The sequence below is a fragment of the Paenibacillus xanthanilyticus genome (assembly GCF_042682185.1).
Classification (GTDB): domain Bacteria; phylum Bacillota; class Bacilli; order Paenibacillales; family Paenibacillaceae; genus Paenibacillus_Z; species Paenibacillus_Z xanthanilyticus.
The window spans coordinates 1,946,235-1,972,410 of the sequence record NZ_JBHUHA010000002.1 but is presented as its reverse complement, the minus strand read 5'-3'; the positions used below and the strand labels follow the sequence as shown (position 1 = coordinate 1,972,410).

28 protein-coding genes are annotated in these 26,176 nt (G+C 62.2%); 19 read left to right on the top strand and 9 right to left on the bottom strand.

Going from position 1 to position 26,176, the window contains the following annotated elements; genetic code table 11:
* The 6 genes from ACFSKT_RS26025 to ACFSKT_RS26000 all read left to right on the top strand — a co-directional run bounded on the left by ACFSKT_RS26025 (position 1) and on the right by ACFSKT_RS26000 (position 8,588).
* Positions 1-1,911 (top strand): hypothetical protein, encoded by a 1,911-nt coding sequence (locus ACFSKT_RS26025; protein WP_377719475.1) that lies wholly within the window; start codon positions 1-3, stop codon positions 1,909-1,911.
* Positions 1,890-2,981: an AAA family ATPase gene (locus tag ACFSKT_RS26020; protein WP_377719476.1), complete on the top strand. Its 1,092-nt coding sequence runs from the start codon at positions 1,890-1,892 to the stop codon at positions 2,979-2,981. Before ACFSKT_RS26025 ends, ACFSKT_RS26020 begins: the two co-directional genes overlap by 22 nt.
* A complete protein-coding gene (locus ACFSKT_RS26015; protein ID WP_377719477.1) occupies positions 2,978-5,419 on the top strand; it encodes a DUF5682 family protein in 2,442 nt (813 codons plus the stop codon). Before ACFSKT_RS26020 ends, ACFSKT_RS26015 begins: the two co-directional genes overlap by 4 nt.
* Before the next feature lie 22 nt (positions 5,420-5,441).
* On the top strand, positions 5,442-6,644 hold the full coding sequence (locus ACFSKT_RS26010; protein WP_377719478.1) for a VWA domain-containing protein: 1,203 nt from the start codon (positions 5,442-5,444) through the stop codon (positions 6,642-6,644).
* A gap of 250 nt (positions 6,645-6,894) precedes the next feature.
* Positions 6,895-8,175 carry a GIY-YIG nuclease family protein gene (locus ACFSKT_RS26005; RefSeq protein WP_377719479.1) on the top strand — a complete coding sequence of 427 codons (1,281 nt, stop codon included), beginning with the start codon at positions 6,895-6,897 and terminating at the stop codon, positions 8,173-8,175.
* A 68-nt stretch (positions 8,176-8,243) separates the two neighbouring features.
* The gene (locus ACFSKT_RS26000) at positions 8,244-8,588 is read left to right on the top strand and encodes an MmcQ/YjbR family DNA-binding protein (RefSeq protein WP_377719480.1); all 345 of its coding nucleotides are present in this window, start codon (positions 8,244-8,246) and stop codon (positions 8,586-8,588) included.
* 357 nt (positions 8,589-8,945) lie between these two features.
* Here ACFSKT_RS26000 and ACFSKT_RS25995 read toward each other — a convergent pair whose 3' ends face one another.
* A complete protein-coding gene (locus ACFSKT_RS25995; RefSeq protein WP_377719481.1) occupies positions 8,946-9,791 on the bottom strand; it encodes a lipase family protein in 846 nt (281 codons plus the stop codon).
* A 243-nt stretch (positions 9,792-10,034) separates the two neighbouring features.
* Positions 10,035-10,202: a DUF1328 domain-containing protein gene (locus tag ACFSKT_RS25990; protein ID WP_148933443.1), complete on the bottom strand. Its 168-nt coding sequence runs from the start codon at positions 10,200-10,202 to the stop codon at positions 10,035-10,037.
* A 243-nt stretch (positions 10,203-10,445) separates the two neighbouring features.
* On the opposite strand from ACFSKT_RS25990, the gene ACFSKT_RS25985 reads away from it, so the two are divergent.
* The gene (locus ACFSKT_RS25985; RefSeq protein ID WP_377719482.1) at positions 10,446-11,000 is read left to right on the top strand and encodes a DUF948 domain-containing protein; all 555 of its coding nucleotides are present in this window, start codon (positions 10,446-10,448) and stop codon (positions 10,998-11,000) included.
* A 106-nt stretch (positions 11,001-11,106) separates the two neighbouring features.
* Positions 11,107-12,276, top strand: coding sequence for a PP2C family protein-serine/threonine phosphatase (locus ACFSKT_RS25980; protein WP_377719483.1), 1,170 nt, complete (start codon positions 11,107-11,109; stop codon positions 12,274-12,276).
* A 56-nt stretch (positions 12,277-12,332) separates the two neighbouring features.
* Here the strand turns inward: ACFSKT_RS25980 and ACFSKT_RS25975 are convergent, their stop codons facing one another.
* The 4 genes from ACFSKT_RS25975 to ACFSKT_RS25960 all read right to left on the bottom strand — a co-directional run bounded on the left by ACFSKT_RS25975 (position 12,333) and on the right by ACFSKT_RS25960 (position 15,431).
* The gene (locus ACFSKT_RS25975; RefSeq protein WP_377719484.1) at positions 12,333-13,535 is read right to left on the bottom strand and encodes a magnesium transporter CorA family protein; all 1,203 of its coding nucleotides are present in this window, start codon (positions 13,533-13,535) and stop codon (positions 12,333-12,335) included.
* Between the two features lie 271 nt (positions 13,536-13,806).
* Positions 13,807-14,598: a sigma-70 family RNA polymerase sigma factor gene (locus tag ACFSKT_RS25970; RefSeq protein WP_377719485.1), complete on the bottom strand. Its 792-nt coding sequence runs from the start codon at positions 14,596-14,598 to the stop codon at positions 13,807-13,809.
* The gene (gene rsbW, locus ACFSKT_RS25965; RefSeq protein ID WP_377719486.1) at positions 14,595-15,074 is read right to left on the bottom strand and encodes an anti-sigma B factor RsbW; all 480 of its coding nucleotides are present in this window, start codon (positions 15,072-15,074) and stop codon (positions 14,595-14,597) included. The genes ACFSKT_RS25970 and rsbW overlap by 4 nt, the downstream gene beginning before the upstream one ends.
* A 30-nt stretch (positions 15,075-15,104) precedes the next feature.
* A complete protein-coding gene (locus ACFSKT_RS25960; protein ID WP_377495909.1) occupies positions 15,105-15,431 on the bottom strand; it encodes an STAS domain-containing protein in 327 nt (108 codons plus the stop codon).
* A 314-nt stretch (positions 15,432-15,745) separates the two neighbouring features.
* Here ACFSKT_RS25960 and ACFSKT_RS25955 point away from each other — a divergent pair, with 314 nt between their 5' ends.
* On the top strand, positions 15,746-16,282 hold the full coding sequence (locus tag ACFSKT_RS25955) for a general stress protein (RefSeq protein ID WP_377719487.1): 537 nt from the start codon (positions 15,746-15,748) through the stop codon (positions 16,280-16,282).
* Between the two features lie 137 nt (positions 16,283-16,419).
* On the opposite strand, the gene ligD is transcribed toward ACFSKT_RS25955, so the two are convergent.
* The 3 genes from ligD to ku are packed head-to-tail and all read right to left on the bottom strand — an operon-like array spanning position 16,420 to position 19,581.
* Entirely contained in the window at positions 16,420-17,313 is an 894-nt protein-coding gene (gene ligD / locus ACFSKT_RS25950; RefSeq protein ID WP_377719488.1) for a non-homologous end-joining DNA ligase, read from the bottom strand.
* Positions 17,310-18,617: an ATP-dependent DNA ligase gene (locus tag ACFSKT_RS25945; RefSeq protein ID WP_377719489.1), complete on the bottom strand. Its 1,308-nt coding sequence runs from the start codon at positions 18,615-18,617 to the stop codon at positions 17,310-17,312. The genes ligD and ACFSKT_RS25945 overlap by 4 nt, the downstream gene beginning before the upstream one ends.
* A gap of 1 nt (position 18,618) precedes the next feature.
* The gene (ku, locus tag ACFSKT_RS25940; RefSeq protein WP_377719490.1) at positions 18,619-19,581 is read right to left on the bottom strand and encodes a non-homologous end joining protein Ku; all 963 of its coding nucleotides are present in this window, start codon (positions 19,579-19,581) and stop codon (positions 18,619-18,621) included.
* 193 nt (positions 19,582-19,774) lie between these two features.
* On the opposite strand from ku, the gene ACFSKT_RS25935 reads away from it, so the two are divergent.
* The 10 genes from ACFSKT_RS25935 (at position 19,775) to tsaD (ending at position 26,070) form a co-directional block, all read left to right on the top strand.
* On the top strand, positions 19,775-19,996 hold the full coding sequence (locus ACFSKT_RS25935) for a hypothetical protein (RefSeq protein WP_377719491.1): 222 nt from the start codon (positions 19,775-19,777) through the stop codon (positions 19,994-19,996).
* Entirely contained in the window at positions 19,986-20,165 is a 180-nt protein-coding gene (locus ACFSKT_RS25930; RefSeq protein WP_377719555.1) for an H-type small acid-soluble spore protein, read from the top strand. Before ACFSKT_RS25935 ends, ACFSKT_RS25930 begins: the two co-directional genes overlap by 11 nt.
* Positions 20,166-20,400: 235 nt before the next feature.
* A complete protein-coding gene (locus ACFSKT_RS25925) occupies positions 20,401-20,562 on the top strand; it encodes a hypothetical protein (RefSeq protein ID WP_377719559.1) in 162 nt (53 codons plus the stop codon).
* An 84-nt stretch (positions 20,563-20,646) separates the two neighbouring features.
* Positions 20,647-20,871 carry a hypothetical protein gene (locus ACFSKT_RS25920; RefSeq protein WP_377719492.1) on the top strand — a complete coding sequence of 75 codons (225 nt, stop codon included), beginning with the start codon at positions 20,647-20,649 and terminating at the stop codon, positions 20,869-20,871.
* Positions 20,872-20,956: 85 nt separating this feature from the next.
* A complete protein-coding gene (locus ACFSKT_RS25915) occupies positions 20,957-21,829 on the top strand; it encodes a YitT family protein (RefSeq protein ID WP_377719493.1) in 873 nt (290 codons plus the stop codon).
* A 222-nt stretch (positions 21,830-22,051) separates the two neighbouring features.
* Entirely contained in the window at positions 22,052-23,188 is a 1,137-nt protein-coding gene (gene thiL / locus ACFSKT_RS25910) for a thiamine-phosphate kinase (protein WP_377719494.1), read from the top strand.
* A 57-nt stretch (positions 23,189-23,245) separates the two neighbouring features.
* Positions 23,246-23,728: a tRNA (adenosine(37)-N6)-threonylcarbamoyltransferase complex ATPase subunit type 1 TsaE gene (gene tsaE / locus ACFSKT_RS25905; protein WP_377719495.1), complete on the top strand. Its 483-nt coding sequence runs from the start codon at positions 23,246-23,248 to the stop codon at positions 23,726-23,728.
* The gene (tsaB, locus tag ACFSKT_RS25900; protein WP_377719496.1) at positions 23,725-24,564 is read left to right on the top strand and encodes a tRNA (adenosine(37)-N6)-threonylcarbamoyltransferase complex dimerization subunit type 1 TsaB; all 840 of its coding nucleotides are present in this window, start codon (positions 23,725-23,727) and stop codon (positions 24,562-24,564) included. Before tsaE ends, tsaB begins: the two co-directional genes overlap by 4 nt.
* A gap of 35 nt (positions 24,565-24,599) precedes the next feature.
* The gene (gene rimI / locus ACFSKT_RS25895; protein WP_377719556.1) at positions 24,600-25,055 is read left to right on the top strand and encodes a ribosomal protein S18-alanine N-acetyltransferase; all 456 of its coding nucleotides are present in this window, start codon (positions 24,600-24,602) and stop codon (positions 25,053-25,055) included.
* A complete protein-coding gene (gene tsaD, locus ACFSKT_RS25890) occupies positions 25,042-26,070 on the top strand; it encodes a tRNA (adenosine(37)-N6)-threonylcarbamoyltransferase complex transferase subunit TsaD (protein WP_377719497.1) in 1,029 nt (342 codons plus the stop codon). The genes rimI and tsaD overlap by 14 nt, the downstream gene beginning before the upstream one ends.
* Positions 26,071-26,176 lie beyond the last annotated feature (106 nt).

Below are 26,176 nucleotides of genomic sequence, written 5' to 3'. Positions count from 1 at the left end.
ATGAGTATAGCCATATTAACGGAACTGCACGCGGAAGTGCGGAGGTTGTTCATCGCCGGCAGCGGATTGGCCGCCTCCGACCCCCGCTTGCTCAAGCTGCATCCGCAGCTGGCCAAGCTGGGGGAGAGCTCGCCCGCATTCCGCAAGCTGGCCGAAGGCGTGCAGAGGACGACGGAGGCCAGCGGCGCGGAAGCGGCGGCGGCCCTGCTCGACTTGGGCGGCCTGCTGCATGCGATTCTGTATACGCAAGGCGAGAGCGAGCCGCGGGGAGCGAGCGTGCCGATCGACGCGCTTGCGAGCGCCGGTCCGACGGCGGCCCCGTACCGCAGGCTAGCGCCGGTGCTGGAGGCGTTGACGTCCAAAGGCGGCGGACGTCTCCAGGTCATCCGTCAGGGTCATGAGGACGGCGTGTTCGGCGATTTTCGCAGCTTCCTCCCGGCTGTTGAGGGGCTAGGGGACGTGCCGGAAATCGCCGAGTACCTCGCGCGCAAGGTGCTGCCGTCCATCGGCGCCAAGATCGTGCCGGTGCTGCTCCGTCGGTTCGACGCGCAGGGCGGCAGGGCCGACGCGCGCATGCTTGGCGTCATTCACGCGATCGAAGGCGAGAAGCAGCTGGCGCTGTACGAGCGCGCGGCGCGGGAAGGCGCGGTCGAGCCGCAGATCGAAGCGATCGGCCTGCTCGCCCGTTACGACGGCTTCCTGCCCTTGCTGCTCGAACGCTCGCAGGACGGGAGGAGGGCGATCCGGCAAGCGGCGTATGATGCGCTGGCGCTGCAGGAGCATGAGGAAGCCGCGAAGAGGCTGATGGAGGCGCTGTCCGGCAAGGACCACGATATGGTGATCGAGCCGATCAGGCATTCGCGGTATGGTCCTCTGGAGCAGCGGGTCGTCGCTTATGTCCGCAGCGAGCTGGGACATTACGCGGATGCGTTGGCGGAGTTCGAGCGGAGCAAGCGGGACAACCCGGAGCAGCCGCCGGCGAAGTCGTCGCCGAAGATGGAGCTTTCGTTCGACCGGCTGACCGTCGGTATCCAGGCGCTGGAAGGGAAGCGGAGCGACGGGGCGCTGCAGGCGGTGTCCGAACTGCTCGGCAGCGAGATCTTCCTCTCCGGCGCGGACGCGAGAATGAAGGAATACGCCGCGCAGCTGCTGCTCGATATGAAGCGCGCCGATGCGGACGAAGCGCTGCTGTCGCGGGATGGCGCCGCTTATGGTTGGCTCGCCGGCTTCCGGCTGCGAGCGGCGATCCGGCATTGGACCGCGGCGGAAGTCTACGACCGGTTCGCGCCGCTGCTTGCCAAGCGGTCGGCGGAGTCCGTTTCGCTCAAGGAAGCGCTGGTCGGCCTGGTGCCGGATCTGCGCGAGGTGCTGCGTCACGTGTCATGGCATACGGCGAATCCCGATGAGGGGGCGCTTCCTGCGGAGAGGACGGAACTCCCGGAAGCGCTGTCCGACCGGCGCTGGATGAAGCGACTCGCGGAGGCGGATTTGCCGTGGATGCTCCTCCCGTACCTGCTTCGTTACGAAGCGGACGCGGAGACGCTGGACTACCTGCGGACGCAGCTGAACGCCGCTCTTGCTTCGCGCAAGAAGCGGGATATCGCCTACACGCTGTGGCTTGGACTGTTCATCGCCGGCGTGCCGCTGGACGTCGAGCAAATGCGTCAGCTCGTCCGTCAGCTCGCTGCTCAATACGGATACGCGTATATCGATCCGGTCTCGTCCGCGCAGCTCCGCTCGCTGCCCGCCAGCTATGCGCCGGCGCTCGAAGCGCTGCTGGCCGACCAGACCGTCGCGCGGCTGGCCAGCGTGCTGGAGCCGATTTTGGAAGATGTCAAACGCAATCAATTCGCCGAATTCCCGGCTGACAAAGGAGCGGAACGATACGCATGGCTGAAAAGCAAAATGTGATGAGATTGCCGGCGGAGGCGCTGTACGCGCACGAGCTGGCCGCACTGAAGGAAATCGACAAGGCGCCTCGCCCGGCCGGCTGGCAGCTGTCCCCGCGGGCCGTCCTCACGTACCTGACCGGCGGCACCGCCGGCGACACGGTCATCACGCCGAAGTATATCGGCAACAACCGGCTGGTGGAAGTCGCGATCGCGACGCTGCTGACCGACCGCGCCCTGCTGCTCATCGGAGAGCCGGGCACGGCCAAATCGTGGCTGTCCGAGAATTTGACGGCGGCCATCCACGGCAGCTCGTCCAAAGTCATTCAAGGGACGGCGGGCACGACCGAGGAGCAAATTCGCTATTCGTGGAACTACGCGATGCTGCTGGCGAACGGGCCTTCCGACCAGGCGCTGATCAAGAGTCCGATCTACCGCGCGATGGAGGAAGGCGGGATCGCCCGATTCGAGGAAATTTCCCGCTGTGCTTCGGAGGTGCAGGACGCGCTCATCTCGATCCTGTCCGAGAAGACGATCTCCGTGCCGGAGCTCGGCAGCGAGATCGCGGCGGCGAAGGGCTTCTCCGTCATCGCGACGGCGAACACGCGCGACCGCGGCGTCAACGACATGTCCTCCGCCCTCAAGCGCCGCTTCAACATTATCGTGCTGCCGGCGCCGGGCGATCTGGAGACGGAGGTGGACATCGTGCGCAGACGGGTGAAGGAGCTGGCGAATAGCTACGAGATCGGCGCCGCGCTGCCTGCCGATGATGCGATCCGCCAAGTCGTCACCATCTTCCGCGAGCTGCGCAGCGGCGTGACGCTCGAAGGCAAGGAGAAGGTGAAAGGGCCGAGCGGCGTCATCTCGACGGCGGAGGCGATCTCGCTGCTGACCGGCAGCATGGCGCTGGCGGCAAGCTTCGGCAGCGGCGAGGTGGAGGCGCAGGATTTGGCGGCCGGGCTGCAAGGAGCGATCGTCAAGGACGAGGAGAAGGACCGGGGCGTCTGGAAGGACTACCTGGAGAACGTGATGAAGAAGCGGGGATCGGAATGGCGGCCACTGTACAACGCTTGCCGGGAGATGAACGTGTGAGCGCGTCCTCGGCAGAGGGCCGCGTCCACGTCTTCGGCGTCCGGCATCTGTCGCCTGCCGGGGCGCATCATCTCCGCCGGTTTCTGGACGCGGTCAAGCCGGCCGTCGTGCTCGTCGAAGGCCCTGCCGATGCGAGCGACTGGATCGGCCAACTGACGAAGAGCGGCGTCGTGCCGCCGATCGCGCTCATGGCGTATACCGAGAACCTGCCGGTCCGGACGCTGCTCTACCCGTTCGCCTCTTATTCGCCGGAATACGAGGCGTTCCGCTGGGCGGCGGCCAATGGCGCGAGCGCGGCGTTCATCGATCTGCCCTCGGACATCTCGATTCCGCTGTACGATTATCGCAAGGCGGCGCGACGGGAGGCGGAGGACGCCGAGGCGCTCGCGAAGACGGAAGCGCAGGGGACAGCTGCGGGCGAAAGCGCGCGAGATGACGCGGAATCGTCTGAGGCGGACGATCGGGGCGACGTCCCCGATACCGGGAGGACGGGAGCTGCCCGCAGGGACTTCTACGTCAAGCAGCACGAATTATACGAACGGATCGCTTCGTTCGCCGGCGAGGACGATTACGAGAGCTACTGGGAGCGGCATTTCGAGCATGACGAGCGGACGGACGGCTACCGACAGGAGATCGAGGAGCTGTCGCGCCAGATGCGCGGGTTGCTGGAGCATGACGAGCGGCTCGCCGATCCGGTGGAATCGGCCGTCAACGAAGTGCGCGAGAGCTACATGCGGCTGGAGATCGCGCGCAGGCTGGAGAGCGGCGTGCCGCCGGAGCGGATCGTCGTCGTCACCGGGGCGCATCACGTGTCCGGTCTGACCGCGGATCTGCCGCCGATGTCCGAAGCGCAGCTGGCCGCGCTGCCCCGAACGTCGACCAAGCGGACGCTCATGCCTTACTCCTACTACAAGCTGTCCAGCCATTCGGGCTACGGGGCGGGCAATCCGGCGCCGGCGTATTTCGAGCTGCTGTGGGCATGCCTGCAGGAGGGCGGGCTCGCGCGTCTGCCATCGATCTACCTGACCCGGGTTGCCCAGCGGCTGCGGGAGCAGGGCACGTACCGTTCGACCGCCTCCGTCATCGAGGGCGTCCGGCTGGCGTCCGCGCTTGCTTCCATGCGGGGCAGCGGCCAGCCGATCCTGCGGGATTTGCGGGATGCGGCCGTCGTCACGCTGGGGTACGGCGAACGCGCGGTCGTGGCGGAGGCGATGGCCCGTACCGAGATCGGAACGGACATCGGCTATTTGCCGGAGGGGATTAGCCAGACGCCGATCCAGGACGACATGAACCGGAACCTGAAGCGGCTGAAGCTGGACAAATACAAGCGCGCCGAGGCGAGCGAGCTCGAGCTGGATTTGCGCGAGAACCGACGAGTTAAATCCGAGGAAGCGGCCTTCATCGATCTCAACCGCTCGACGTTCCTACACCGGCTTGCGCTGCTTGGCATCTCGTTCGCCAAGAAGAAGGCGCTGCGCGCGGACGCCGGCGCCTGGGCGGAGCATTGGGTGCTGCAGTGGAGCCCGGAGGCGGAGATCGAGTTGATCGAATCGACATTGAAGGGAGAGACGATCGAGTGGGCCGCGGCGTTCACGATCCGCGAGCGGCTGGCCGATTGCGCGGATATCGCCGAGGCTTCGCGCCTGATCCGAATCTCCAGCGATTGCGGGCTGCCCGCCTGCATGGAGGAGGCGAGGGCGGCGCTGCAGCGGCTGTCGGTGGACGGCCAGCAGTTCGTCCCGCTCGCGGACGCGGCGTTCGAGCTGTCCGGATTGATCCGATACGGCTCGATCCGCAAGACGGACACCGCGCCTCTTATGCCGCTGCTGTCGCAGCTGTTCTTCCGGGCGGCGATCGGCCTGATCGACGCGTCCGCGTGCAGCGACGATGCGGCGAAGGCCATGCTGGCCGGCATCAACCGGATGCACACCGTCTCGCAGGACCAGTACGATACCGTGGACGACGAGCTGTGGAAGCGGCAGCTGCGGGAGCTGGCCTTCCGCGACGATCGCAACGCGAGGCTGTCCGGCTTCGCGTTCGCGATCATGCTGGAGCGGCATGCCGTCACGGAAGCGGAATGCGAGCGGGAAGTCGCGCGTCGACTGTCGCCCGGCATTCCGGCCGATCTGGGGGCCGGCTGGTTCGAGGGGCTGTCGATGCGCAACCGGTACGCGCTGCTGTCGCGGCCTTCGCTCTGGGGGCAGCTGGACGATTACTTGGGATCGCTTGAGCCGGCACAGTTCAAGCGTTCGCTCGTCTTCCTGCGCCGGGCGTTCGCCGCCTTCGACGCGCGGGAGAAGGCGGCGGTGGCGGAGCTGCTCGGCGATTGGTGGGGAGCCGACGCCCAGCGGGACGCCGAAGCGCTGCAGCAGCCGCTATCCGACGAGGTGCTGGCGGCCATCGCGGCGCTGGACGAATTCGATTTTAGCGACTTCTAGAGAGGGGAGCGAGAATAGCGCGATGTTAACCGACGATAACGCGGAGCGGCGCAAAAGATGGCGGCTCGTGCTGGGCCATGCCGCGGACGAGAAGCTGCAGCCGCCGGGCGGCGCGGGCCTGCTGGGGGAAGAGGAGCGGCTCATGGACGAAGCGCTGGCCGCGATCTACGACGGCGACGCGCACGGCGAGGAGACTTCCCGCGGTCCGCGCGGCGCGGGCCTTGGTCCCTCGTATCTGAAGCTGGCCAAGTGGCTGGGCGACGTGCGGAGCTTTTTTCCATCGGATGTCGTCTCCGTCATTCAGGCGGACGCGATCGAGCGCAAGGGGCTGACCCAACTGCTGTTCGAACCGGAGACGCTCTCGAAGGTGAAGCCCGATATCCGGATGGTCTCGACGCTCATGTCGCTGAAGGGGCAAATTCCCGAGAAGACGAAGGAGACGGCGCGGCTGTTCATCCGGGCGGTCGTGGACGACATCGCCCGCAGGCTGGCGAGCGACATTCGCCGGGCGGTCACCGGGGCGCTCAACAAGCGGCGGCATACGCCGCTGCCTTCGGTCAGCGGGATTGACTGGAAGCGAACGATTGAGCGGAATTTGAAAAATTACAACGAGGAACGGCGGCGTCTCGTGCCGGAGCGATTCTATTTCTTCGACCGGGCGCGCAAAAGCAACGAGTGGACCGTCATCCTCGACATCGACCAAAGCGGATCGATGTCCGAATCGGTCATCTATGCCTCGGTCATCGGTTCGATCTTCGCCTCGCTGCCGGCGCTCGATACGCGCGTCGTCGCCTTCGATACCGAGGTGGTCGACCTGACCGAGCAGTGCGCGGGCGATCCCGTCGACATGCTGTTCGGCATTCAGCTTGGCGGGGGCACGGATATCAACAAGTCGGTCGAGTACTGCGGCTCGTTCGTGCGGGAGCCGAAGAAGACGATCTTTATCCTCATCTCGGACTTGTACGAAGGCGGCAACAACGCGGAGATGCTGCGGCGGCTCGGCGAGATGCACCAGGCGGGCGTGAAGGTCATCTGCCTGCTGGCGCTCTCGGACAGCGGGGTGCCATCATACGACGAGCGCAACGCCAAGAAGCTGGCCGAGCAGGGCATCCCGTGCTTCGGCTGCACGCCGGACCGGCTGCCCGAGCTGCTCGAGTCAGCGCTGGGCGGCAAGGACTTGCTTGCGTTCGCGGCGGCCGCGGATGCGAAGGGGAAAGGGAAGTAGGCGGATTGAAGCAGGCGCGGTCGTTCCCGGTCAGGGAGGATGCGCCTGCTTTTTGTTATTTTCTCGGGAGCGAAATCCATAATTTTGAAAATAACGGGTTGCCGCTCTGAGACGAGTCTGCTACACTATTGGCAAGAATGTATGTTCGTGTCGGTTGGTCGTCATCATGTCGGAAGTCAACGAGAAGAGGCAGCCCGGACGTCAGCAAGCGAGCACCCGGCGGCCTAACGATTAACGGGGGGATTCAAGGGTGTCGTCCTACACGTTCCGCGCGGCGGATTTTCCGAACAAGCCCGGCTGTTACATCATGAAGGGCGAGGATGGCCGCATTCTCTACATCGGCAAGTCGAAGGCACTGCGCAAGCGGCTCGCCTCTTATTTCCGGGGCAAGCACGACCGGAAGCGGATCGCACAGCTCGTCGAGCAGATCGCGCATATCGACGTCATCGTCGTCAATAACGAGCACGAGAGTCTGCTGCTCGAGAACAATCTCATCAAGGTGCACAAGCCGCCCTTCAACCGGGCGCTGAAGAAGGACAACAGCGGCTACGCGTATCTCAAAATGACCGACGGGCGTTTCCCGCGGCTGGACGTGCATTACCGAGACCGCCGGACGGCGAAGGAGGAGGCGCGACTGGCCGATCCCACCGAATCGTCCCTTCTGGCAAGTCCCGTCGAAGAAGCGCGGAAGGAGAGCGCGGCTTCGCGCGAGCGCGTCCGTCGCGATCAGGCATCGAACGCTGTCGCATCGGCGTCGGAACTCGGACGCGCGAATACTGCGCCTCGGCCTGCTGCCGTTCCCGATCCGGAAGAGATCCGGTTCGGTCCGTTCGCGAGCACGTATTTCCGCGATCAGCTGATGACGTTCGTCAATGATCATTTTCAGCTGCGTACCTGCGATTCCATGCCGAAGAAGGCGTGCCTGCTGTACCATCTGAAGCGATGCAGCGGCGTATGCGAAGGGCTGATCGCCGAAGAAGACTATCGGACGAGCGCCAAGGAGGCGGCGGCCTTGCTCGCCAACCAAGGCGAGCGGCTGATCGAAGCGATGAAGGCGAAGATGGAGCTGTACGCGTCCAGACTGGAGTTCGAGCGGGCGGCGCATATCCTGGAGCATATCCGCATTCTCGAGCGGGTGCCGGACAAGCAGGTCGTCGACCGGGAATCGTTGGTCGATCAGGACGTGATTTATTTCGGGGATGGCCATGCCGCGGTCGCGAAAGTCCGCCAAGGGATGCTGCACGATCTGAACCTGTGCGAGTGGGCCGGCGGCGAAGAAGGCGGCGGGATCGACCGGTTCGTCGTCGAGCGCTATCGGCAGCGCTACCGGCCGGACGAGCTGATCGTCAGCGAGATCGGCGACCGCAAGGCGGTGCAGCAGGCGTTGAGACGGCGCGGGCAGCGTTCCCTGCAGCTCTATGTAGCGCCCAAGCGCGGGCTCCGTCGCGAGCTCATGGAGCTGTGCCGGGCTAATTACGAGCAGCGGATGGCGCTGCGGTCGACGGCTGGCGAGCGCGACGGCGGAGGCTAGGCCGGCCCTTGAAGGAGCAGGAATGGCAAGGCCAAGCTGACCCGTTATGTATAGAGGAGGAGACCCCCTTGCAAGCCATTATCGATTACTGCAAGCGCAAGAAGGCGGCCGTCGAGGATTACCCGTTCGGTCCGGAGCCGCTCGTCATGAAAGTGGGCGGCAAAATGTTCGCGCTCATCTCCGATTCGTCCATCGCGCTCAAGTGCGATCCGGCCATTGCGGAGAATTTGCGCGAGCAGCACGAAGCGGTCAAGCCGGGCTACCATTTGAACAAGAAGCATTGGAACACCGTTCTTGTGGACGGATCGCTGGACGACGACGAAATATTCGCGATGATCGACCACTCGTACGCGCTAGTCGTCTCCAAGCTGACGAAAGCGGAGCGGGAGCGCGTGGAACAAGCGGCGAAGTGAGCCGCAGCAAGGGATGAACGAAGACGGCGTGATGCGCGGCAGGGACGAGAGTTTCTTCAGCGTTCCGCCGTTTGTTGCATTTCCGGACGATCCGCGGTTTGTGCCATCGATCCAGACGCAGTTGTCCAGAGGGACAACAGCCAAGGTGAGGGCGCCCTCGACGAACGGTCGAGTCGCGTCAGGGCCGAGATCCGAACTGATTTCATCTGCATGCTCGCTAGCATGCAGCCGTTCAATGCATATCACAAAGGCAGCCATCGGCTGCCTTTTCAGGTTGTCTTGCGGCTGCCCGGCTGGCTCGCCAATGGAGGCCGGTGAGGTGCCCCGTCCTCGGCTGATCTTCGGCCGCCTGCCCCCTTAGGACTGGCCCGGACACCAGCCGGGCGGCTCCGAGCAGATCGCGGCCGTGAAGCCGGGCGCTTGCTGCGCCATGTTGGCGAAATAGCTGCTCAGAACGTGGTTGCCCCCGACCGAACCGGTGCGGAAGCTGAGCGGCGATTCGCCCTTCACGTGCAGGTAGGCGTACGTTTTGTCCGTGCGCGGCGAACGGTAGAGCAGCGGCGGCAAATGCGGGACGATGTCGAACTCGTTCTGGATGCGGACATGGTACGGGACGGTGTGATTGTACTTGCGGACGAATTTCGGATCGCCCACGCGAGGGGCGGCGAACGTGTAGACGATCAGCTGCTTATGCTTGCGATTGGCGGCGATATCGAGCGCGGCCAGCGTCGCAAGCGCCCCGCCCAGGCTGTGCCCGGTGACGAACAACGGCTTGTCGTTGGGCAGCTGGTCGAGCAGCTCGTGAATCGCTTTGCGGGCGGACATATAGATGTCGGTAAAGCCATGGTGCGTCTGGCCGGCGCCGGACACCGGCTTATAGGCGATTTGCTCGGCGATCAGATCGGACACCCAATCGACGGCGGAGCCGGTACCGCGGAACGCGAGAATCGCCGCCCGGTCCGATTCGATGACGAAGCCGAACGGCTCCACGACGCCGTTGTACACCTCCGCCGAGAACGGCCCGACGGTCATATAGGCGCGGGGCACCATGAACCAGTGCTGCGGGTTTTGAAATTGCGCGTAGGTTTGTCCGCATACGGCCGCCAGAAAAATCGCGGTGCGGATATCCATCGGGTTCTGCTCTTGCCGTTGCTCTTGCTCTTGTTGTTGCTCTTGCCCGTATTCGCGGTCTTGCTCTTGCATGGGCAACTCCCTCCTCTGGCAGCGCGTACCAGCGGACAAGGCGCCGCGTCATCACGCTTTTGCTGCATCGTATGCAAGGATGGGCGGTTGTGTCACTGATTGGGAGCTGCCGAACCGGGCGAATTCGGCGAGAGGGGCGGATTTCATCGCGGCAGACAGACGCGAAGAAGCCGGCAGGCTCCGTAGAGCGTGCCGGCTTCTTGCTTGCGGCGCTTTAAGCCGCTTTCCACGCGGGTCGCTTCGTTACAATGACGAATTGCGGCGTCCCGTGAAGAGGGAGACGATGAACAGAATGAGGAAGACAAAGAACAAGATTTTGGCAATACCGGTTGCCGCGTCGACGATGCCGCCGAAGCCGAAAATCGCGGCGACCACCGCAATAATAAAGAAAATCGCTGCCCAACGTAACATGAGCAATCACCTGACCTTTCGCATCAAGAATAGGGTATGGAGTCGTTCGCAAGCGGCCGGTGCACCTTCCGTAGAGGGTTGTCCATCTCGGCCGTCTTCCGATCGGCTCCGACCTGCTTGTTCGGACTTTAACCGCGAGTCCGCCGGTCGAAACAGGGGCCGCGAAAGGGGTTCAACTCGGGAGGGGACGGGTAATCATGGACTAGAATCACGATATGATAAGCGCGAAAGAGAGGGATTTGGATGATGTTTGAAATTGCGATGCTGATTATCGGCTTGTCGGTTGCGGTGCTCGTATTTTTCCTGATTCAAACGCTTAAGAAAGTACAGACTTCGCTGGATGCGGCCAGCCGCACGCTGACCGAGGTGCAGGGCGTCGTGCAGACCGTCAAAGGCGACGTGAGCGAGATCGTCACGAGCGCCAGACGCATCGCCGACCAGGCGGAAGGCAAGCTGACCGCGATCGACCCGCTCGTCGAAACCGTTCGCGAGACGGGCGAGGTGCTGCATGAGGTGGCCAGCGTCGCCCACAATTTCTCTTCGCTATGGACGGAGCGCCTGAACCGCCGCGCGCAGATGTCGGCGGTCAAACAGCAGGCGAAGCTCGCCGCAGAGGAAGCGGCTGCCGCCAATACGCGCGTCAGCATGGATGCTGGACATGATAGCCTGCGCCCGGCGAATACGATTAGCGTAAATGGCAGCCGCGCCCTGCATACGGACGTCAAGCCATCCCCGTCTTGGCTCGATTACGTGGAGACGGGCGTCAAAGTGGCGCGTGCCATTACTGGCACACGCTAGCAGCCCGCGCGATCACGGGTATCCGCTAGCATGCGGATGGCGTTCATTGTAAAATAGGAAAAGCAGGTTAGATTTAGAGTACATCGTCAAGCTGGGAGAACAAAGGATGCGCATAGTAGTCGTAGATGATAACCCGATGAACGTGACGGTCGTGCAGGAGATATTGAAACGCGCGGGCTATACCGATATTTTGGCGGCCTCCTCCGGCATGGAGCTGTTCAAGCTGCTCGGCCTGGAGAGCGACGGGCGAGAGCCCGACGTGCCGGGGACGGACGACCATGGCGTCGATTTGATTCTGATGGACATGATGATGCCCGGCGTAGACGGCATCTATGCCTGCCGGGCCGTCTATGAATCGGAGCGGCTGCGCGATATTCCGATCATTATGGTCACCGCGATCGGGGATTCGAAGAAGCTCGCGGAAGCGCTCGATGCCGGCGCCATCGATTACGTGACGAAGCCGATCAACCGGATCGAGCTGCTCGCCCGCATTCGCGTGGCGCTGCGCCTCAAGGAGCAGAAGGATTGGCATAAGGAGCGGGATCGCCGCGTACGCGAGGAGCTTCAGCTGGCGCGGGAAGTGCAGAGCGCGGTACTGCCGCATCTGTTGAGCGAGGACGGGATACGGATCGAGGCCATCTACCGGCCGTCGGAGGAATTATCCGGCGATCTGTATGCGTGGCATCGGATCGATCGCAACCGGTACGGCATTGCCGTGATCGACGCGATGGGACATGGCATTTCTTCTTCGCTCGTCTGCATGTTCATCGCCTCGGTGCTGAAGGACGCGATGGCCAAATTGGTCGATCCGCAGCTGGTCGTACTGGAGTTGAACCGGCGCTCGCAGCAGCTTCAATTCGCGGATCAATTGATCCAGTATTATTTCACCGCGCTCTATATGGTCGTCGATCTGGAGAAGAAGCAGGTGGAGTATGTCAACGCCGGTCATCCGGCGGGCATGCTGATCCGGGGAGCGGACGGCAGCGTCGTTCCTTTCGCCCAAGGCGGCATCGCCATCGGGATGTTCGATCGCATCCAGGTGGAGAAGCATGTGATCGATATCGCGGCCGGGGACCGGATGGTGCTCGTCACGGACGGCATCTTCGATCTGGTCGCGGGCGCGGAGGAGGAAGAGGATCAGCTGGGCCGTCTCGCGGAGGTGCTTCGGCCGTTCGGCGGCAGCGTGCCGCCCGAGGAGCTGGAACGCCACTTGTTCAATCAAGACGATTCGAGCCGCCAAGATGACCGCTGCTTGGTCATGGTCGATATTTTGTAAACCATGCAGCAGCGATGCAAAAAGGGAAATGCGTATTTCGGTCAGGAAGCTTCTTCCTATCCGACGTGCGCATTTCCCTTTTCGTCTTCCGGAGGCGGGGGCCCAGGTTTTCTTCTGCCGCCGCGTCCGCGTCTCTTGCGTGATTTGGCGGCTAGCTGCGAGGCTGTGTGCGGCCGCTTGCCGTTCAGCAAGTCGCCCGTCCAGCCTTTCACCCACAGCCACCAGTAGATGGCGATCGTGCTGAAGAGCACGACTAGGCTGGCCACGACGAAGCCGAGCGGCTCTTGGGCGTACGGAATTCGCTCGAAATTCATGCCGAACAGCGCGCCGATGACCGTGGCCGGGGTGAACAGCGCCGTGAAGATCGTCAGCGTCTTCATGATCTCGTTGCCGCGGAAGCTGGAAATCGCGTCATCCATCGCCAGGAGCGTATCGATCTCGAGCGCGTAATGCGTCAAGAGGGCCCCGATTCGCTCGAGCTTGTATTCGATCCGCTTGAATTCCTCTTGCTCGACGAGCGTGTCGAGGAACGCTTCTTTCGCGGCGCTGTGGATCTCGCGGATCGGGATGAACAGATGGCTCCAGTGGAGCAGGTCGTACCGGCGCTCGAAAATATCGTTCATCAGCCCGGTTCGGTTGCTCGTGCGCATCGCGCGTTCCAGCTCGCCGAGCCGGGTCTCGAAGCCGTCAAGTCCGGAGTGGAACGTCTCCAGCAAGCAGGCGATGACGACGAAGAACGCTTCCGGCGCGGACTGGCAGCGGTCTAGCTTGTCCTTCCACGGCTCCATCTGCAGCCGAATCGACAGCCGCATATCGTGGTGTAAGGTGACGAGCTGTTTGGCCGTAATCCAGAAGTGGATCGGCGCGATGTCCTCCGCGTCCTCGGACGCTTGGAATAGCAGGGTGCCATGCAGCACCGGCTCGCCGCCGTTGCGTTCCGACACTGCGATATGGTTGTATCGGCAGTTCTCGGCTTCCTCCAGCCACCCGCCCAGATCGGGCAAATCCTGCTTCACCAGCAGGCGAAATTCCGCTCGCTCCCGGTCGGTCGACTCCGGCGTCATCGAATGCGACGCCATCAGGCGCGGAGGATCCGCAAGGGCTGCACGCGATAGGGGCTGGGGTTCTTCCCGGCTGGGGGAAGGGCGGCTGCCGGCAGCCGACTTACTTCGGCGGCTTAGCCCTTCCGTCGCTTCGCGCGGCGAATGCAGGACATGCCATTCCCATTGGGAAGGGAACCTCAGCATACGATGCATCATAAACGTTTGAACCTCCCGGGTAATCCGTTCACAGGGTTATGTTTCCATCATAACCGTAACCGCTGTCTTTCACAACTTTTCAGACGGTTTATCCTGTTGAATTTTAGGCTTATGAATGATAGGCCGCGGCTCGCGGACGGCAAAAAGCACGCCCGGGTTGCGGGAACCCACGAAGCGTGCTTGTCCGAACGGATGATTGGGAGCGAATGAGTGCGGTCAATGGGACAAGATGGTTGATCCTGCGCTGCCCCGGACGGGCTTTGCGTGCGCCTCACGTTCCGACGCCGTAGTCTCCGTCCTCGTGGCCTTCGCTGAGCAGCTGCTTGAGCTTGTCGATGGCCCTTCGCTGGATGCGGGAGATGCTCATCTGCGAGACGCCGAGCTGATCGGCGATCGTCCGCTGCGGCAGTCCTTCCTGGTAGATGAGCAGCAGCACCTGCTGCTCCTGCGGCTTCAGCTGCGCCATCGCCGCTTGGAGATCGAGCTTCTTGTCGACAGTCTCGTAATCGTCGGCTTGCGAACCGATCAGATCACCGAGCGTCGTCGTATTCTCTTCCTCGGAGATCGGGGTGTCCAGCGAGACGTAATGATACAGCTCGCGTCCTGCCAGAATTTCCGTGGTCTCTTCGACGGAGAGCTCCATATACGCGGCGATTTCGTCGATCTTCGGCGAGCGCTCCAGCCGGACGGTCAGATCGTCGACGGCCTGCTGGACGGCAATGCCTTTTTCCTTGATGCGCCGCGGAACCTGCACATACCATGACTTGTCCCGCAGAAAGTTTTTCATATGGCCGATGATGCTTTTCATGGCATACGGTTCGAATTGAACGCCAAGGCTCATATCGAACTGCCGAAATAGGCGGATTAGCGCGATCTGTCCTACCTGAAGCAGATCTTCATACAAATCAGGGCGATTGCGCGAAATTTTACCGGCCGCCATTCGGACCATCGGCTCATAATGCTCGATTAGCGTCGTCGCCGCGTCGTTCGTCGGATTACTCTGGTAGGCCAGAATGAGATCCGCACCCGATGCGGGATTTTGCTTGGCCGGCCCTAAGTTCATGCCAATTCCCCACTTCTAACCAGACGTTTGGTCAAGACGACTTCAGTTCCCATTTCACTGTTGACTTCGACTTGATCCATCAGCGCCTGCATAAGATAGAGGCCGAGACCGCCTGCTTGCAGCTCTTCGACCGATTTGCCCGTCGCCGGCTGCGCCTTGCGGGCGGCCGCGGCCGCGTCAAAGCTGCGGCCGTCGTCCTTGACCACGATGGAGAGGGCGTCCGATTGCTTGATGAACCGGACCTCGATGCGCGGGGCAACGTCCGGCGCGCTCATCGTCGCGCCCGGCGCCAGATCGCCGTACGCGTAGAGCACCGCATTGTTGCAGGCTTCCGACACGGCGACTTTCATATCTTCGATTTCCTCGTAAGAGAATCCGATTTTGACGGCGAGTCCATATAGAGTTAGGCGAACCAGGTCGATGTATTCGGCTGACGCTGGCACCTGGAGGAGTACGACTTCTTCATTTGCTTTCATGGCGTAGTCTCGTTCCTTTCTTCGTGACGATCAGGCTTGCTGCTTGAGCAGAAAAGGTGTGATGCCGGTCATGTCGAACAGCTTGCGGATATTCGGGGGAATGGCTTCGACGGCGAAAGGCGCATTGTTCGCGTGGCGGGCTTTCAGGACGGATACGATAATGCCGATGCCGGTGCTGTCCACGTAACGAAGATCGCGGAGATTGATCGTCAGCTCCCGGTCGCACAGCTCCACGAGGGGGGACATGGCCGCTCTCATCTGAGCCGCCGACTCAAGGTCGAGCTCGCCGCCGACGAATACGGTGCATTTGCCCTCCTTGTTCTCGGTGCGAAGGATCAATTTATCAGTTTGTTTCATACGGACGTCCTCTCCTGTAAACGTAAATTTATGTAGCGATTCCGCTGCAGCGTGGCGGGAATGGGAAGCTGCCCGTCGGGCGGCAAACGCACATTTCCTTTGTAAGGATGAATTAACCGCTTCGAAACGCGTTGAAACAGGGAAGTGGCGTAAACCTTATTTCTAATTTTATCCGATTGGGAGCAAAAGAAACAGGGTATACCAAGCGTACGAAGGCTGCGTTAATGACGTGCAAGCGACGGCGGGGTTCGCCGGTCGTCGCGGGACGCAGCGGGAGATCAAACAGTAGGACAACCTATCGGGAGGCGATTAGGATGGCGTATAAGTTGGGGATTTTCAACACGCAGCAGCAGGTGATCGAGGCGATTCAGGCGTTGGAGGCGGAAGGCATTGCGAGCAGCGCGGTTCGCGTCATCGCAAAGGATCACGAGCATACGAACCGGGTCGAGTCCGAGACGAACGTGCACGCCGACGAGGTGAACGACGTGACCGAGACGCGGCATCAAGTCGAGGATAACAACGGCGTCATCGGCTTCGCGGGGCTGGCGGCGGCCGGGTCGGTGGGGACGGGGTATAACATGGGAACGCCGTCCGCCGTCGGGATCGCGCCTTATTATGGCGCCGCCGTTCTGGGCGGCTTCGGCGATGGCGACTCCGACATGATCGAGTCGCTGCGCGCGCTCGGCATCTCGGGCGGCGATGCGAAGACGTGCCGGGACGCGATCGCCGAGGGCGCGATCGTGGTCGCGGCGGAGACCGGCGACGCGGCGTCCGGCGAAGGGCCGGATCTGACGCCGGCCGGCGCGGCCGAAGCGGCGTTCCGCCGCGCGGGGGCGCGCACGATTTTGTAGTGGAGTCGAATTAGCTGATGAGACAGGAAGAACGCGCGGTTTCCACCTGCGGTGGGGGCAGCGCGTTTTTTTTTGTGAAACGACGGCCCCAGGAGGAAATAACCAAACAAACCTGCCCGCATCACGCGCGAGCAGGTTTATTTCTTCCTAATAAAGGCCAGGATTGGCCGCAGCGATTGGGCGGGGGCCGCCTCGAGGAGATCGCCTTCCCGTTCGAGCCGTGCCGCGATGTTGAGCAGGTTGTAGTCGGTTATCGCGGTATTCGCCCGTACCTCGCGCCAGTGCAGCGGCGTTGAGACGGTGGCGCCGGGGCGGGCGCGGGGGGAATAAGGGGCGACGATCGTTTTGCCCTCGTAATGCTGCAGGTAGTCGATATAAATGAGGTCGCCGCGGTTTTTCTTCAGTCGCTCGATCGTGAACAGTCCGGGATATTTGCCGGATAGATACGCGCCGACGAATTCGCCGATCGCCCGCAGCTCATCGAACGTCAAATCCGGTTGCAGCGGCACGATGATTTGGACGCCGGTCGCGCCCGACGTCTTGGGGACCGACGCGATGCCGAGCGACTCGAGCAAATCCCCGACGAGCGAAGCGGCTTCCATGATGCGCGGCTCCTCTTCGACGGAGGGATCGAGATCGAGCACCCATTCGGTCGGCTTCACCGGATTGCTGATGCGGTCGAACGACGCGTGGTACTCGATGCAGGCCAGATTGCCGAGCCACAGCAGGACGGGCAGCGAATTGAGCCGGACGTAATGGATGTCCCCGTGCGTATCGGTTTCCACGAACGGCGGGGCGGGCTGCGGGCAGTTTTTCTGATAGAACGATTTGCCGTGCACGCCGTCCGGGAATCGGATCGTCGTCAAATACCGGTCGCGACAGTGCTTCAGCAGCCACGGCGCCAGCACGGCCAGCTTCTGCAGGAACACCGCCTTCGTAATGCCCATCTCGGGAAAAAGCAGCTTATTCGGGTTGCTCACCGTCAGCTCCCGGCCTTCGATGACGATCGTCCCCTTGATCGCGCGGCTCATGGCAGCGCATCCTTGGGCAGGAACGTGACGAGCTTCGGATGGCGAAGCTGCCCGGCGGAGGTGATCTCCAGGCCGCTCACCCGGCAGCGGAACGGCAGCTGCAGCCACTGGACCTCTTCGCGCTTCAAATCGTCCGGCAGCGCGGCGAACGGACAAGGACGAGCGGGCACATGCGCATCGGCAGCACCGGGACGAAATGTCGACATGAGCACTTTGCGCAGCGCATCGTTTAATCCCGAGGAGACCGAACCTAAGTACGCGCCGTCATAGGCCATGACGAGGCTGGCGATCATGCCGCTGCGCCATTTCAGCCCGACGATGTCGACGTCGAGCAGGACGGCAGTCCGCTTCTTCAGCCAATCCCGATGCTTCTTGCCCTCCCGGTAAGGACTGGACCACCGTTTGCTGACGACGCCTTCCCACTGATTCGCCTCGACCCATCCCCAGAGGGCTTCACCGTCGGCGAACGTATCGGTCACGAACAGCTGCGGTTCTTTGACCGGGACTTTGGCATTCAGCCTGCGGTACCGTTCCTCGTAGGGCAGCGCGCGCAAATCCTCTTCGCCCTCTGCAAGCAGGTCGAACAGCACGTAGACGATAGCCCCGGCGCTTCCCACAGGCGTATCCGCACTTGCATCCGCGGTTCCCGGCTCCTGGCGTGAATACGGCGAGCGGGGAGCGGCGGAGCCGATCGACGTCCCGCGTGAACGCTCTCGCTTCAACACCTGCTGAAAATTAGGGCGAACGCCGTTCCACCACACGACCTCCCCGTCGAGGAGGCAAGGGCCGAGCTCGGCCGCTTTGCGCGACAGCAGCCGCACGATTTCGGGATAGATCGGATTTTTGAGAAACATGCTCCGCGAATACAGCTCCACGCTGCCGTCCGAGCCGATGCGGGCCAGAATGCGGACGCCGTCCCACTTCAACTGGTAGCACCAGTCGCCGCCGGACGGAATGTCGTTGTCCGCGATCGGAGCCATCGGGTCGGCGGGCAGCTGGAGGACGTTGTCGCTAGTCGTTGACGAGTATCGGCCAGGCACGGTGTTCGCCGCCTGGCGCGCTGCGGCTGCGAGACCGTCCATTACCGCTGCGTGCTGATGCGGATCAGGCGCTGCAGCAGGAGCTTCGCGGCTTGAAACGATCATGCGGGCCGCCGCGGCTGTGCCGCTCTCGTCGGCCAGCGTCACCTCCGGTTGCGCGAGAGTCTCTGCTGCTAGGCTCATGGCCGAGTCGTCCACAGGCGGCAGCGCGGCGAGCTCTTCGCCCCGCTGTGCCGGTAATTCATTCTGCCAGGCACCCTCCATATTACGATACGGTCTCCTTTGCTTTCTCCGTCTTCGGTTTGCGCGCGCGCGGCTTTTTGGCCGGCGCATTCGCATCTGCTGAAGCGCCGTCCTCGCTCTGCGGAGCATCGACGGCGGTCTGTTTTTTGGTCGGCTTGGCCGGCTTGGCGGCGGCGGCCGCCCCGGTATCGAGCGCCCCCGGCGCATCCGGCGAGATCCGGACCGCTTCCAGGCTGGCCTGAAGCGCGGCCATCAGATCGAGCACGTTCGTGCGCTGCTGCTGGTCCGGCGCGACGCGGATTTCTTCGCCGGCGATTTTCGTCTGGATTACATCCATGAGGCGGCTGCGGTAATCGTCGGTGTATTTGGCCGGCTCGAACGGGGTGGACAGCTGTTCGATCAGCATCCGCGCCATCGTGAGCTCCTTCTCGTTGACGTTGATCGCATCCGGCAAACCCGGCACCTGCTCGATCGAACGAATCTCGTCCGGGAAGAAGATCGTCTCCATCGCCAGCGCGTTGTCGATGACGCGAATGGCCGCAAGCGAGCTTTTGGAGCGGATGGACACTTTGGCGAGGCCGATTTTCCCGGATTGCCGCATCGCTTCGAGCAGCAGGTTGTAAGCATTCCCGCCGGCCTGGTCAGGCGAAAGATAGTACGTCTTCTGGAAATAGATCGGATCGATCTCCGTCAAATCGACGAAATCGAGGATGGTGATCGTCTTCGACCGCTCGTCGCTGACAGCCTCGAGTTCCTCCTTCTCGAACAGAACGAACCGCCCTTTCTCATATTCGTAGCCTTTGACGATCTCGTCGAAGGCCACCTCCACGTTGCAGTTGTCGCATTTGCGCACGAAGGCGATCGGACTGCCGCACGTGCGGTGAATCATGCGCATCGAGATATCCTTGTCTTCGGTAGCGGAGAACATTTTGACGGGAACATGGACAAGTCCGAAGCTGATGGCGCCTTTCCAGACGGTATGCATGGTTCATCTCTCCCTTGGGCTGAGCATTCAGCCAGATTAGTCGCGCTCAAGCGAAAATAAGCTTGTCATGAGGGCGTTTGACATCTTGAGAATCCTTGGTATCAGTGTTCCCGGAATGCATGAAACTCAACCGGATCGGGCATATTTTCGAAAAGCAAGTCATTCTCGCATAGAAGGAAAGGAGCAGCGCAAGATGAGTGAAGCGGGCAATTCCCCGACAGGTTCGAGCAACGACAAGATGCATGAGGGCCGGGACGACTATTTCATGGATATCGACCGGATGGTTAACGAGGGACTGGGCGGAGGCCAAGTGACGCTTCACAACGGATATATTGACGAATCGACGACGGATACGATGGAGCCGGAAGGCCAACACGTCTCCGCGGGCGTAACGCCGATTGCCGATGAATACTGAGCGCGCCAAACAAATTCTAGCGGCGAAGGAGACGATCCCCGTCCTTTTCGAGGGCAAGCCGATCTGGATCGAGAAGGTCGACGAGACGTTCGGCACGGCGACGATTGAAATCGAGGCCAGTCCCAGACAGGTGGAGACGGTGTCCGTCGAGAAGCTGATCGAAGCGTAGCGACCGGGAGATGACGTTCCAACCGACCGAGCATGCCATTTAAACAATAGAAAGCTTCAACAGCCGCCGGGTTCCCGCGCGGCTTTTCGGTTCGTTCTGCAGTATCGGCGGCTTGTTTACGCGTCCCATCCGGGCAGGGTACTAATGCCTAAGGAGATTCGCAACAACCAAACAACTCGGTGAGGCAATAGGCAGTTGACATGCCGGAAGCCGGGACTAAAGGGAGATGGTCAAAATGGCAATGGTCGACCGCAACGTGGACATTGAGGAGCGTCATGTAGAGAAGAAACACGATTCGAGCATGGTGGCATCGACATTCATCAAGTACGCGGCATACATTATCATTTTCTTCGGTTTGCTGTATTTCCTCGTGCAATATGTGTTCCCGAAATTCTAAACGCGGGCAGCCGAGGCTGTCTTCGATTAAGGGACAGACAATAGTTTACTAAAACCGCATCTCGATGGAGGTGCGGTTTTTGGCATGCCTGCAAACGACGCCGATAAGGCGCGGCTGGCGAAATCGGGTGGAGTCGATGACGGGGGAGTTGGAGTCGCGGCAAAAGGGCGGTTGAACATGGGAGCGTCACGATCCTCGCCGGTCGTGCGCTTCTTTTTCGTTGCTTTCAAAAGCATAGCTTCTTCGGAATTTCACCGTAATAAAGGAAATAAACGAAAACACGTGAAAAATGAAGATAATAAACCTTAATATCAGGTAAAACGATACTTTTGCTTGGAAAAACGTCAAAAATCAGCTATAATAAGATAAATCAGAAGAAAATAGGGGGTAAGATATGGCTAAAAAAATACAACACGTGAAGTTGTCCATGCTGGAAATTATACGTCGGGTCGTATTTATTACATTGGGCGCAGCGATCGTTTCGGTTGCGCTGGAGATCTTCCTCGTCCCGAACGAAGTCATCGACGGCGGCATTACGGGTATTTCGATCATGCTGTCGCATCTCACGGATTTGCCGCTCGGTATTTTTCTTTTCATTCTCAATCTGCCTTTCCTCATCATCGGGTATAAACAAATCGGCAAGACCTTCGCGTTATCGACGCTGTACGGCGTCATCGTGATGTCCATCGGCACGCAGCTGCTGCATCACGTCGATCCGTTGACGGAGAGCACGTTCCTGGCGCCGGTTATCGGCGGGGTGCTGCTCGGCATCGGGATCGGCATCGTCATCCGTTTCGGCGGCTCGCTGGACGGGACCGAAATCATGGCCATTCTCTTCAGCAAAAACTTGCCGTTCTCCGTTGGCGAGTTCGTCATGTTCATCAACTTGTTCATTCTAGGCAGCGCGGGCTTTGTCTACGGTTGGGACAGCGCGATGTACTCGCTCATTGCCTACTATATAGCGTTCAAAATGATCGACGTGACCGTCGAAGGCTTCGACGAGTCGAAGTCGGTCTGGATTATCAGCGAAGAAGCGGTGGAAATCGGCGAGGCGATCATGAGCCGTTTGGGCCGCGGCGTCACGTATTTGCACGGCGAGGGCGGCTTCACCGGCGGATCGAAGAAAGTCATCTTCTGCGTCATCACCCGTCTGGAGGAAGCGAAACTGAAATCGATCGTGCACGAGCTCGATCCCGTCGCTTTCCTCGCGGTCGGCAACATTCACGACGTGAAGGGCGGACGGTTCAAGAAGCGGGATATTCACTAGCATTGCGGAACGCCGGCTATCGGCGGACGATCAGGCGGGCGGCACCCTCGGCGTAAGCGGGCGGGCCGCCCGCCTTTTGTTGCGGCTGATGGGGCGGACCGATATAATAAGGTCAATGAATAGGGCAAGAACGAGAAGCGCCGGGCCGGCGCTTCTCGCATTGCGGGGCATGTTCGCGCCGATGGGCCGGGCGCCTGCCTCCACGAGCGGAAATCGCTTGGGATGGCGGCATCACGGCGCCATCCGGACGGGGTCCGCCATGGGATCAAGAAGCAGGGGGAGCTTATGCTGGACGAGTTTGCGAGAATCCGCTTATGGACGGGGGAGCGGCAGCGGCCGGCGCTGCTGCGGGAGCAGGGCGTCGTGCTCGGCATCGGCGACGATGCGGCCGTCGTGGAGACGCCGCCGGATGCGGAGGGCGGCGCGACGCAGTGGCTGCTGGCGGTCGACACGATGGTCGAGACCGTCCACTTCAACGACGCCACGATGGGCGATGCCGATGTCGGCTGGAAGGCGCTGGCCGCCAACGTGAGCGATATCGCGGCGATGGGCGGGGTGCCCCGGCACGCGCTCGTCTCGGTGAGCGTGCCGAAGACGTGGGAGCCGGCGCGGGTCGGCCGGCTCTACGACGGGCTGTACGCGTGCGCCGATTATTACGGCGTCGCGATCGTGGGCGGCGACACGACATCGTCGCCCGCGCAGCTGGTCGTGGCCGTGACGGTCACGGGCACCGTCGAGGCCGGAGCGGCGATCAGCCGGGCGGGGGCCTCGCCCGGCGACGCCGTGTTCGTCACCGGCCCGGTCGGCATGTCAGGGGCCGGTCTGCATTGGCTGCTCGCCGCGGCCGAGCCAGGCGCCGGGCAGCCGGTGCCGCTGGCCGCGGCGGAGGCGGACGGGACGGCGGCGCTCGTCGCGGCGCACCGCCGTCCGCTGCCGTCCGTGCGGGCGGCGCGATTGCTCGCCGCGCGCGGCACGGTGACGTCGCTGAACGACGTCAGCGACGGGCTCGCGAGCGAAGCGTGGGAGATTGCCATGGCCTCGGGCGTGACACTCGCGCTGCGCGAATCGCAGCTGCCGTACAGCGGAAGCATGACCGCCTACGCGCATCGCCGCGGCGTTGATCCGCTGGAGTGGATGCTCTACGGCGGCGAGGACTACGTGCTGCTCGGCACGATCCGCCGGGAGGATGCGGAAGCGGCCCGCGCGGCGCTGGCCGCCGAAGGGCTGCCGATGTACATCGTGGGCGAAGCCGAGGAAGGCGAGATCGGAGTCTCGCTTATTCGCGACCGCGGCGCTGCTAGGCAAGCCGGCCGGCGCGAGGCGATCGCCAAGCGGGGGTATAATCATTTTAACGGATAAAGACGCAGGCGGCCGCGGCCACGGATACGGCACGCCGAAGCAAGAAGGATGATGAAGATGACGAATACCGCAGTATGGCACGCGGCGTCCGAAGCGGATACGATCCGGCTGGCGGCGCTGCTCGCGTCTTGGGCGGAGCCCGGGGCGCTGTTGTCGCTCGACGGCGACCTGGGCGCCGGCAAGACCCGGTTCTCGCAAGCGTTCGCGCAGGCGATCGGCGTGCAGGGCGTCGTGAACAGTCCGACGTTTACGATCATTAAGGAATACGAAGGCGAGCGCATGCCTTTTTATCATATGGACGTCTATCGGCTGTCGGTCGAGGAGGCGGACGATTTGGGGCTGGACGAGTATTTTTTCGGCAAAGGCGTGACGATCGTCGAGTGGGCCAGCTTGATTCGGGAGCTCCTCCCGGACGAGCGGCTTGAGGTCTACATCGAACACCTGGGAGACGAAGCCCGGCGCATTACGCTGAAGGGCATCGGCGCCCTCTATGAGGGCTGGTGCGGCCAACTAGCGGAGATGGGAGCGGACAAGGCATGACAGAATCGAATTTAACGCCCATAACGGACGCGGGCGAGGGAAAAACGGTGCTGGCCCTCGATACGTCAACGGCGGCGCTCGCTTGCGCGCTCGTGCGGGGCGGCCGCCTGCTCGGCAGCATTCAGTCGATGGCGGAGCGGAATCACTCGGTCTTCACGGTATCGCACGTGAAGACGCTTCTCGCCGAACACGGCGTGACGGCGGACGAGCTGGATGGCATCGCGGTTGGGCAAGGGCCGGGTTCCTATACGGGGATGCGCATCGCGGTGACGCTCGGCAAGACGCTGGCTTGGGCATGGGGCAAGCCGCTCGTCGGCATTTCCTCGCTGGAAGCGCTCGCGTTCGGGGCTAACCGGTCGGTGATGCGCGAGATTGGCGAAGGACGCCAGGCGGGGACGCGGTGGTTCGTGCCGATCATGGACGCGCGTCGCGGACAGGCGTATACGGCCTTGTTCGCGGCGGAGGAAGCGGGCGCGTGGGAACGGCTGGCCGAGGACGGCAACCGGCCGATGGCGGATTGGGTCGATCGGCTTGCGGAGCTTGCCCAGGAGAACAAACGCCCGGCGCTTATCTGCATCGCGGGCGACTTGACGGTGCATGAGGCGCAGGCGCGGCGATTGGGCGAGCTGCTGCGCGATCAGGGCGTAGCGTGCCGGCTCGTCCCGTTCGATATGGACGGCGAGGCCATCGCGGAGCTTGGCCTAAGAAGGCTGAACGCCGGCGATTCCGATGACGTCCACGCCTTCATTCCGAACTATACGCAGCTGACGGAAGCCGAGGTCAATCTGCGCGCGCGCCGGGAGGCCGCCGCGGCCGAAGGAGGGAGCGGCAAGTGAACGTGATCGAGGAAGACAAGCTCGTCTTTCGGCTCATGCAGCTGCCGGACATCCCGCAGATCGTGGCCATCGAGCAGGAAGCGTTCACGAGTCCTTGGACGAGCGAAGCGTTCGTGAACGAGCTGACGAAGAATCATTTTGCCCGTTACATGGTCATGGCCTACGGCGAGGACGTGATCGGCTATGGCGGCATGTGGACGATCATGGACGAGGCGCATATTACGAATATTGCCGTTCGGGCCGATTATCGCGGCAGAGGGCTGGGCGAGCGGCTCCTGACGGAGCTTCAGCGGACGGCCGTCATGTTCGGCGCGGCGCGTATGACGCTCGAAGTGCGCGTGTCGAACGAAATCGCGCAGCGGCTGTATCGCAAAATGGGGTTCGAGCCTTCGGGCATTCGGCCCGGCTATTATTCGGATAATCACGAGGATGCCCTCATCATGTGGGCGGAGTTGGAACATGAGGGCGGGGAAACGCATGACGAAGAATGAACTCATACTAGCGATTGAGACAAGCTGTGACGAGACGAGCGTATCCGTCGTGCGCGGCGGCCGCGAAGTGCTCGTGAATCTCGTCTCCAGCCAGATCGAGACGCACGAACAGTTCGGCGGGGTCGTGCCCGAGATCGCGTCGCGGCAGCATGTCGAATCGATCACGATTATTATGGAGCAGGCCGTCCGCGAAGCCGGCGTCGAGCTGAAGGATCTGTCCGCCATCGCGGTTACGCAAGGACCGGGGCTGGTCGGATCGCTGCTGGTTGGCATCGTGGCCGCCAAGACACTGGCGATGGCGCTCGACATTCCGCTGATTGGCACGCATCATATCGCAGGCCATATCTATGCGAACCAACTGGTGCATGAATTGATCTACCCGAGCATCGCGCTCGTCGTATCGGGCGGGCATACGGAATTAGTCGTACTGGAGCGGGAAGGAGATTTCCGAATCATCGGGCGCACGCGCGATGACGCGGTCGGCGAGGCGTACGACAAGGTAGCGAGGGCGCTGCAATTCCCGTACCCGGGGGGTCCCCATGTGGACCGGCTTGCGGCGGAAGCGGAGGAAGAGATCGAGCTGCCGCGTGCCTGGCTGGAGCCGGATTCGTACGATTTCAGCTTCAGCGGGCTCAAATCCGCCGTGTTGGCAGCAGTCAACCAGGCGAAGATGAAAGGGCAAGAGCTCAATAAGCCGGCACTGGCGCGCGGGTTCCAGGCGTCGGTCATCGACGTGCTGGTCACGAAGGCGCTGAGGGCCGTGCACGCCGAAGGCGCGCGGCAGCTCCTGCTCTGCGGCGGCGTAGCGGCCAACCGCGGCTTGCGCGCCGCCCTTGCGGCCCGCTGCCAAGCGGAGGGCGTGCCGCTGCTCGTCCCGCCAATGTCGCTCTGTTCGGACAACGCGGCGATGATCGGCGCGGCCGCGCATTTGAAGTGGAAGCAGGGCGAGTTCACGGCGCTCGAGATGAAGGCGGAGCCGTCGTTCTCGCTAGAAGGCTGGTCGGTTCGCGACTAGCGCGCTTGCGGGGACTCGATGGGATTGCGTACGTCGCCGTATAGAAGCATCGGGAACTCCAATACAGATAAACAGCCTGCCGTAAGGGGAACCTCCCGCTTACGGC

Coding starts and splice junctions, on each gene's coding strand:
- ACFSKT_RS26025 (WP_377719475.1), top strand. CDS start 1: ATGAGTATAGCCATATTAACGGAACTGCACGCGGAAGTGCGGAGGTTG.
- ACFSKT_RS26020 (WP_377719476.1), top strand. CDS start 1,890: ATGGCTGAAAAGCAAAATGTGATGAGATTGCCGGCGGAGGCGCTGTAC.
- ACFSKT_RS26010 (WP_377719478.1), top strand. CDS start 5,442: ATGTTAACCGACGATAACGCGGAGCGGCGCAAAAGATGGCGGCTCGTG.
- ACFSKT_RS25995 (WP_377719481.1), bottom strand. CDS start 9,791: ATGCAAGAGCAAGACCGCGAATACGGGCAAGAGCAACAACAAGAGCAA.
- ACFSKT_RS25990 (WP_148933443.1), bottom strand. CDS start 10,202: ATGTTACGTTGGGCAGCGATTTTCTTTATTATTGCGGTGGTCGCCGCG.
- ACFSKT_RS25985 (WP_377719482.1), top strand. CDS start 10,446: ATGATGTTTGAAATTGCGATGCTGATTATCGGCTTGTCGGTTGCGGTG.
- ACFSKT_RS25980 (WP_377719483.1), top strand. CDS start 11,107: ATGCGCATAGTAGTCGTAGATGATAACCCGATGAACGTGACGGTCGTG.
- ACFSKT_RS25975 (WP_377719484.1), bottom strand. CDS start 13,535: ATGATGCATCGTATGCTGAGGTTCCCTTCCCAATGGGAATGGCATGTC.
- ACFSKT_RS25970 (WP_377719485.1), bottom strand. CDS start 14,598: ATGAACTTAGGGCCGGCCAAGCAAAATCCCGCATCGGGTGCGGATCTC.
- rsbW (WP_377719486.1), bottom strand. CDS start 15,074: ATGAAAGCAAATGAAGAAGTCGTACTCCTCCAGGTGCCAGCGTCAGCC.
- ACFSKT_RS25960 (WP_377495909.1), bottom strand. CDS start 15,431: ATGAAACAAACTGATAAATTGATCCTTCGCACCGAGAACAAGGAGGGC.
- ACFSKT_RS25955 (WP_377719487.1), top strand. CDS start 15,746: ATGGCGTATAAGTTGGGGATTTTCAACACGCAGCAGCAGGTGATCGAG.
- ligD (WP_377719488.1), bottom strand. CDS start 17,313: ATGAGCCGCGCGATCAAGGGGACGATCGTCATCGAAGGCCGGGAGCTG.
- ACFSKT_RS25945 (WP_377719489.1), bottom strand. CDS start 18,617: ATGGAGGGTGCCTGGCAGAATGAATTACCGGCACAGCGGGGCGAAGAG.
- ku (WP_377719490.1), bottom strand. CDS start 19,581: ATGCATACCGTCTGGAAAGGCGCCATCAGCTTCGGACTTGTCCATGTT.
- ACFSKT_RS25935 (WP_377719491.1), top strand. CDS start 19,775: ATGAGTGAAGCGGGCAATTCCCCGACAGGTTCGAGCAACGACAAGATG.
- ACFSKT_RS25930 (WP_377719555.1), top strand. CDS start 19,986: ATGAATACTGAGCGCGCCAAACAAATTCTAGCGGCGAAGGAGACGATC.
- ACFSKT_RS25925 (WP_377719559.1), top strand. CDS start 20,401: ATGGCAATGGTCGACCGCAACGTGGACATTGAGGAGCGTCATGTAGAG.
- ACFSKT_RS25920 (WP_377719492.1), top strand. CDS start 20,647: ATGCCTGCAAACGACGCCGATAAGGCGCGGCTGGCGAAATCGGGTGGA.
- ACFSKT_RS25915 (WP_377719493.1), top strand. CDS start 20,957: ATGGCTAAAAAAATACAACACGTGAAGTTGTCCATGCTGGAAATTATA.
- thiL (WP_377719494.1), top strand. CDS start 22,052: ATGGCGGCATCACGGCGCCATCCGGACGGGGTCCGCCATGGGATCAAG.
- tsaE (WP_377719495.1), top strand. CDS start 23,246: ATGACGAATACCGCAGTATGGCACGCGGCGTCCGAAGCGGATACGATC.
- tsaB (WP_377719496.1), top strand. CDS start 23,725: ATGACAGAATCGAATTTAACGCCCATAACGGACGCGGGCGAGGGAAAA.
- rimI (WP_377719556.1), top strand. CDS start 24,600: ATGCAGCTGCCGGACATCCCGCAGATCGTGGCCATCGAGCAGGAAGCG.
- tsaD (WP_377719497.1), top strand. CDS start 25,042: ATGACGAAGAATGAACTCATACTAGCGATTGAGACAAGCTGTGACGAG.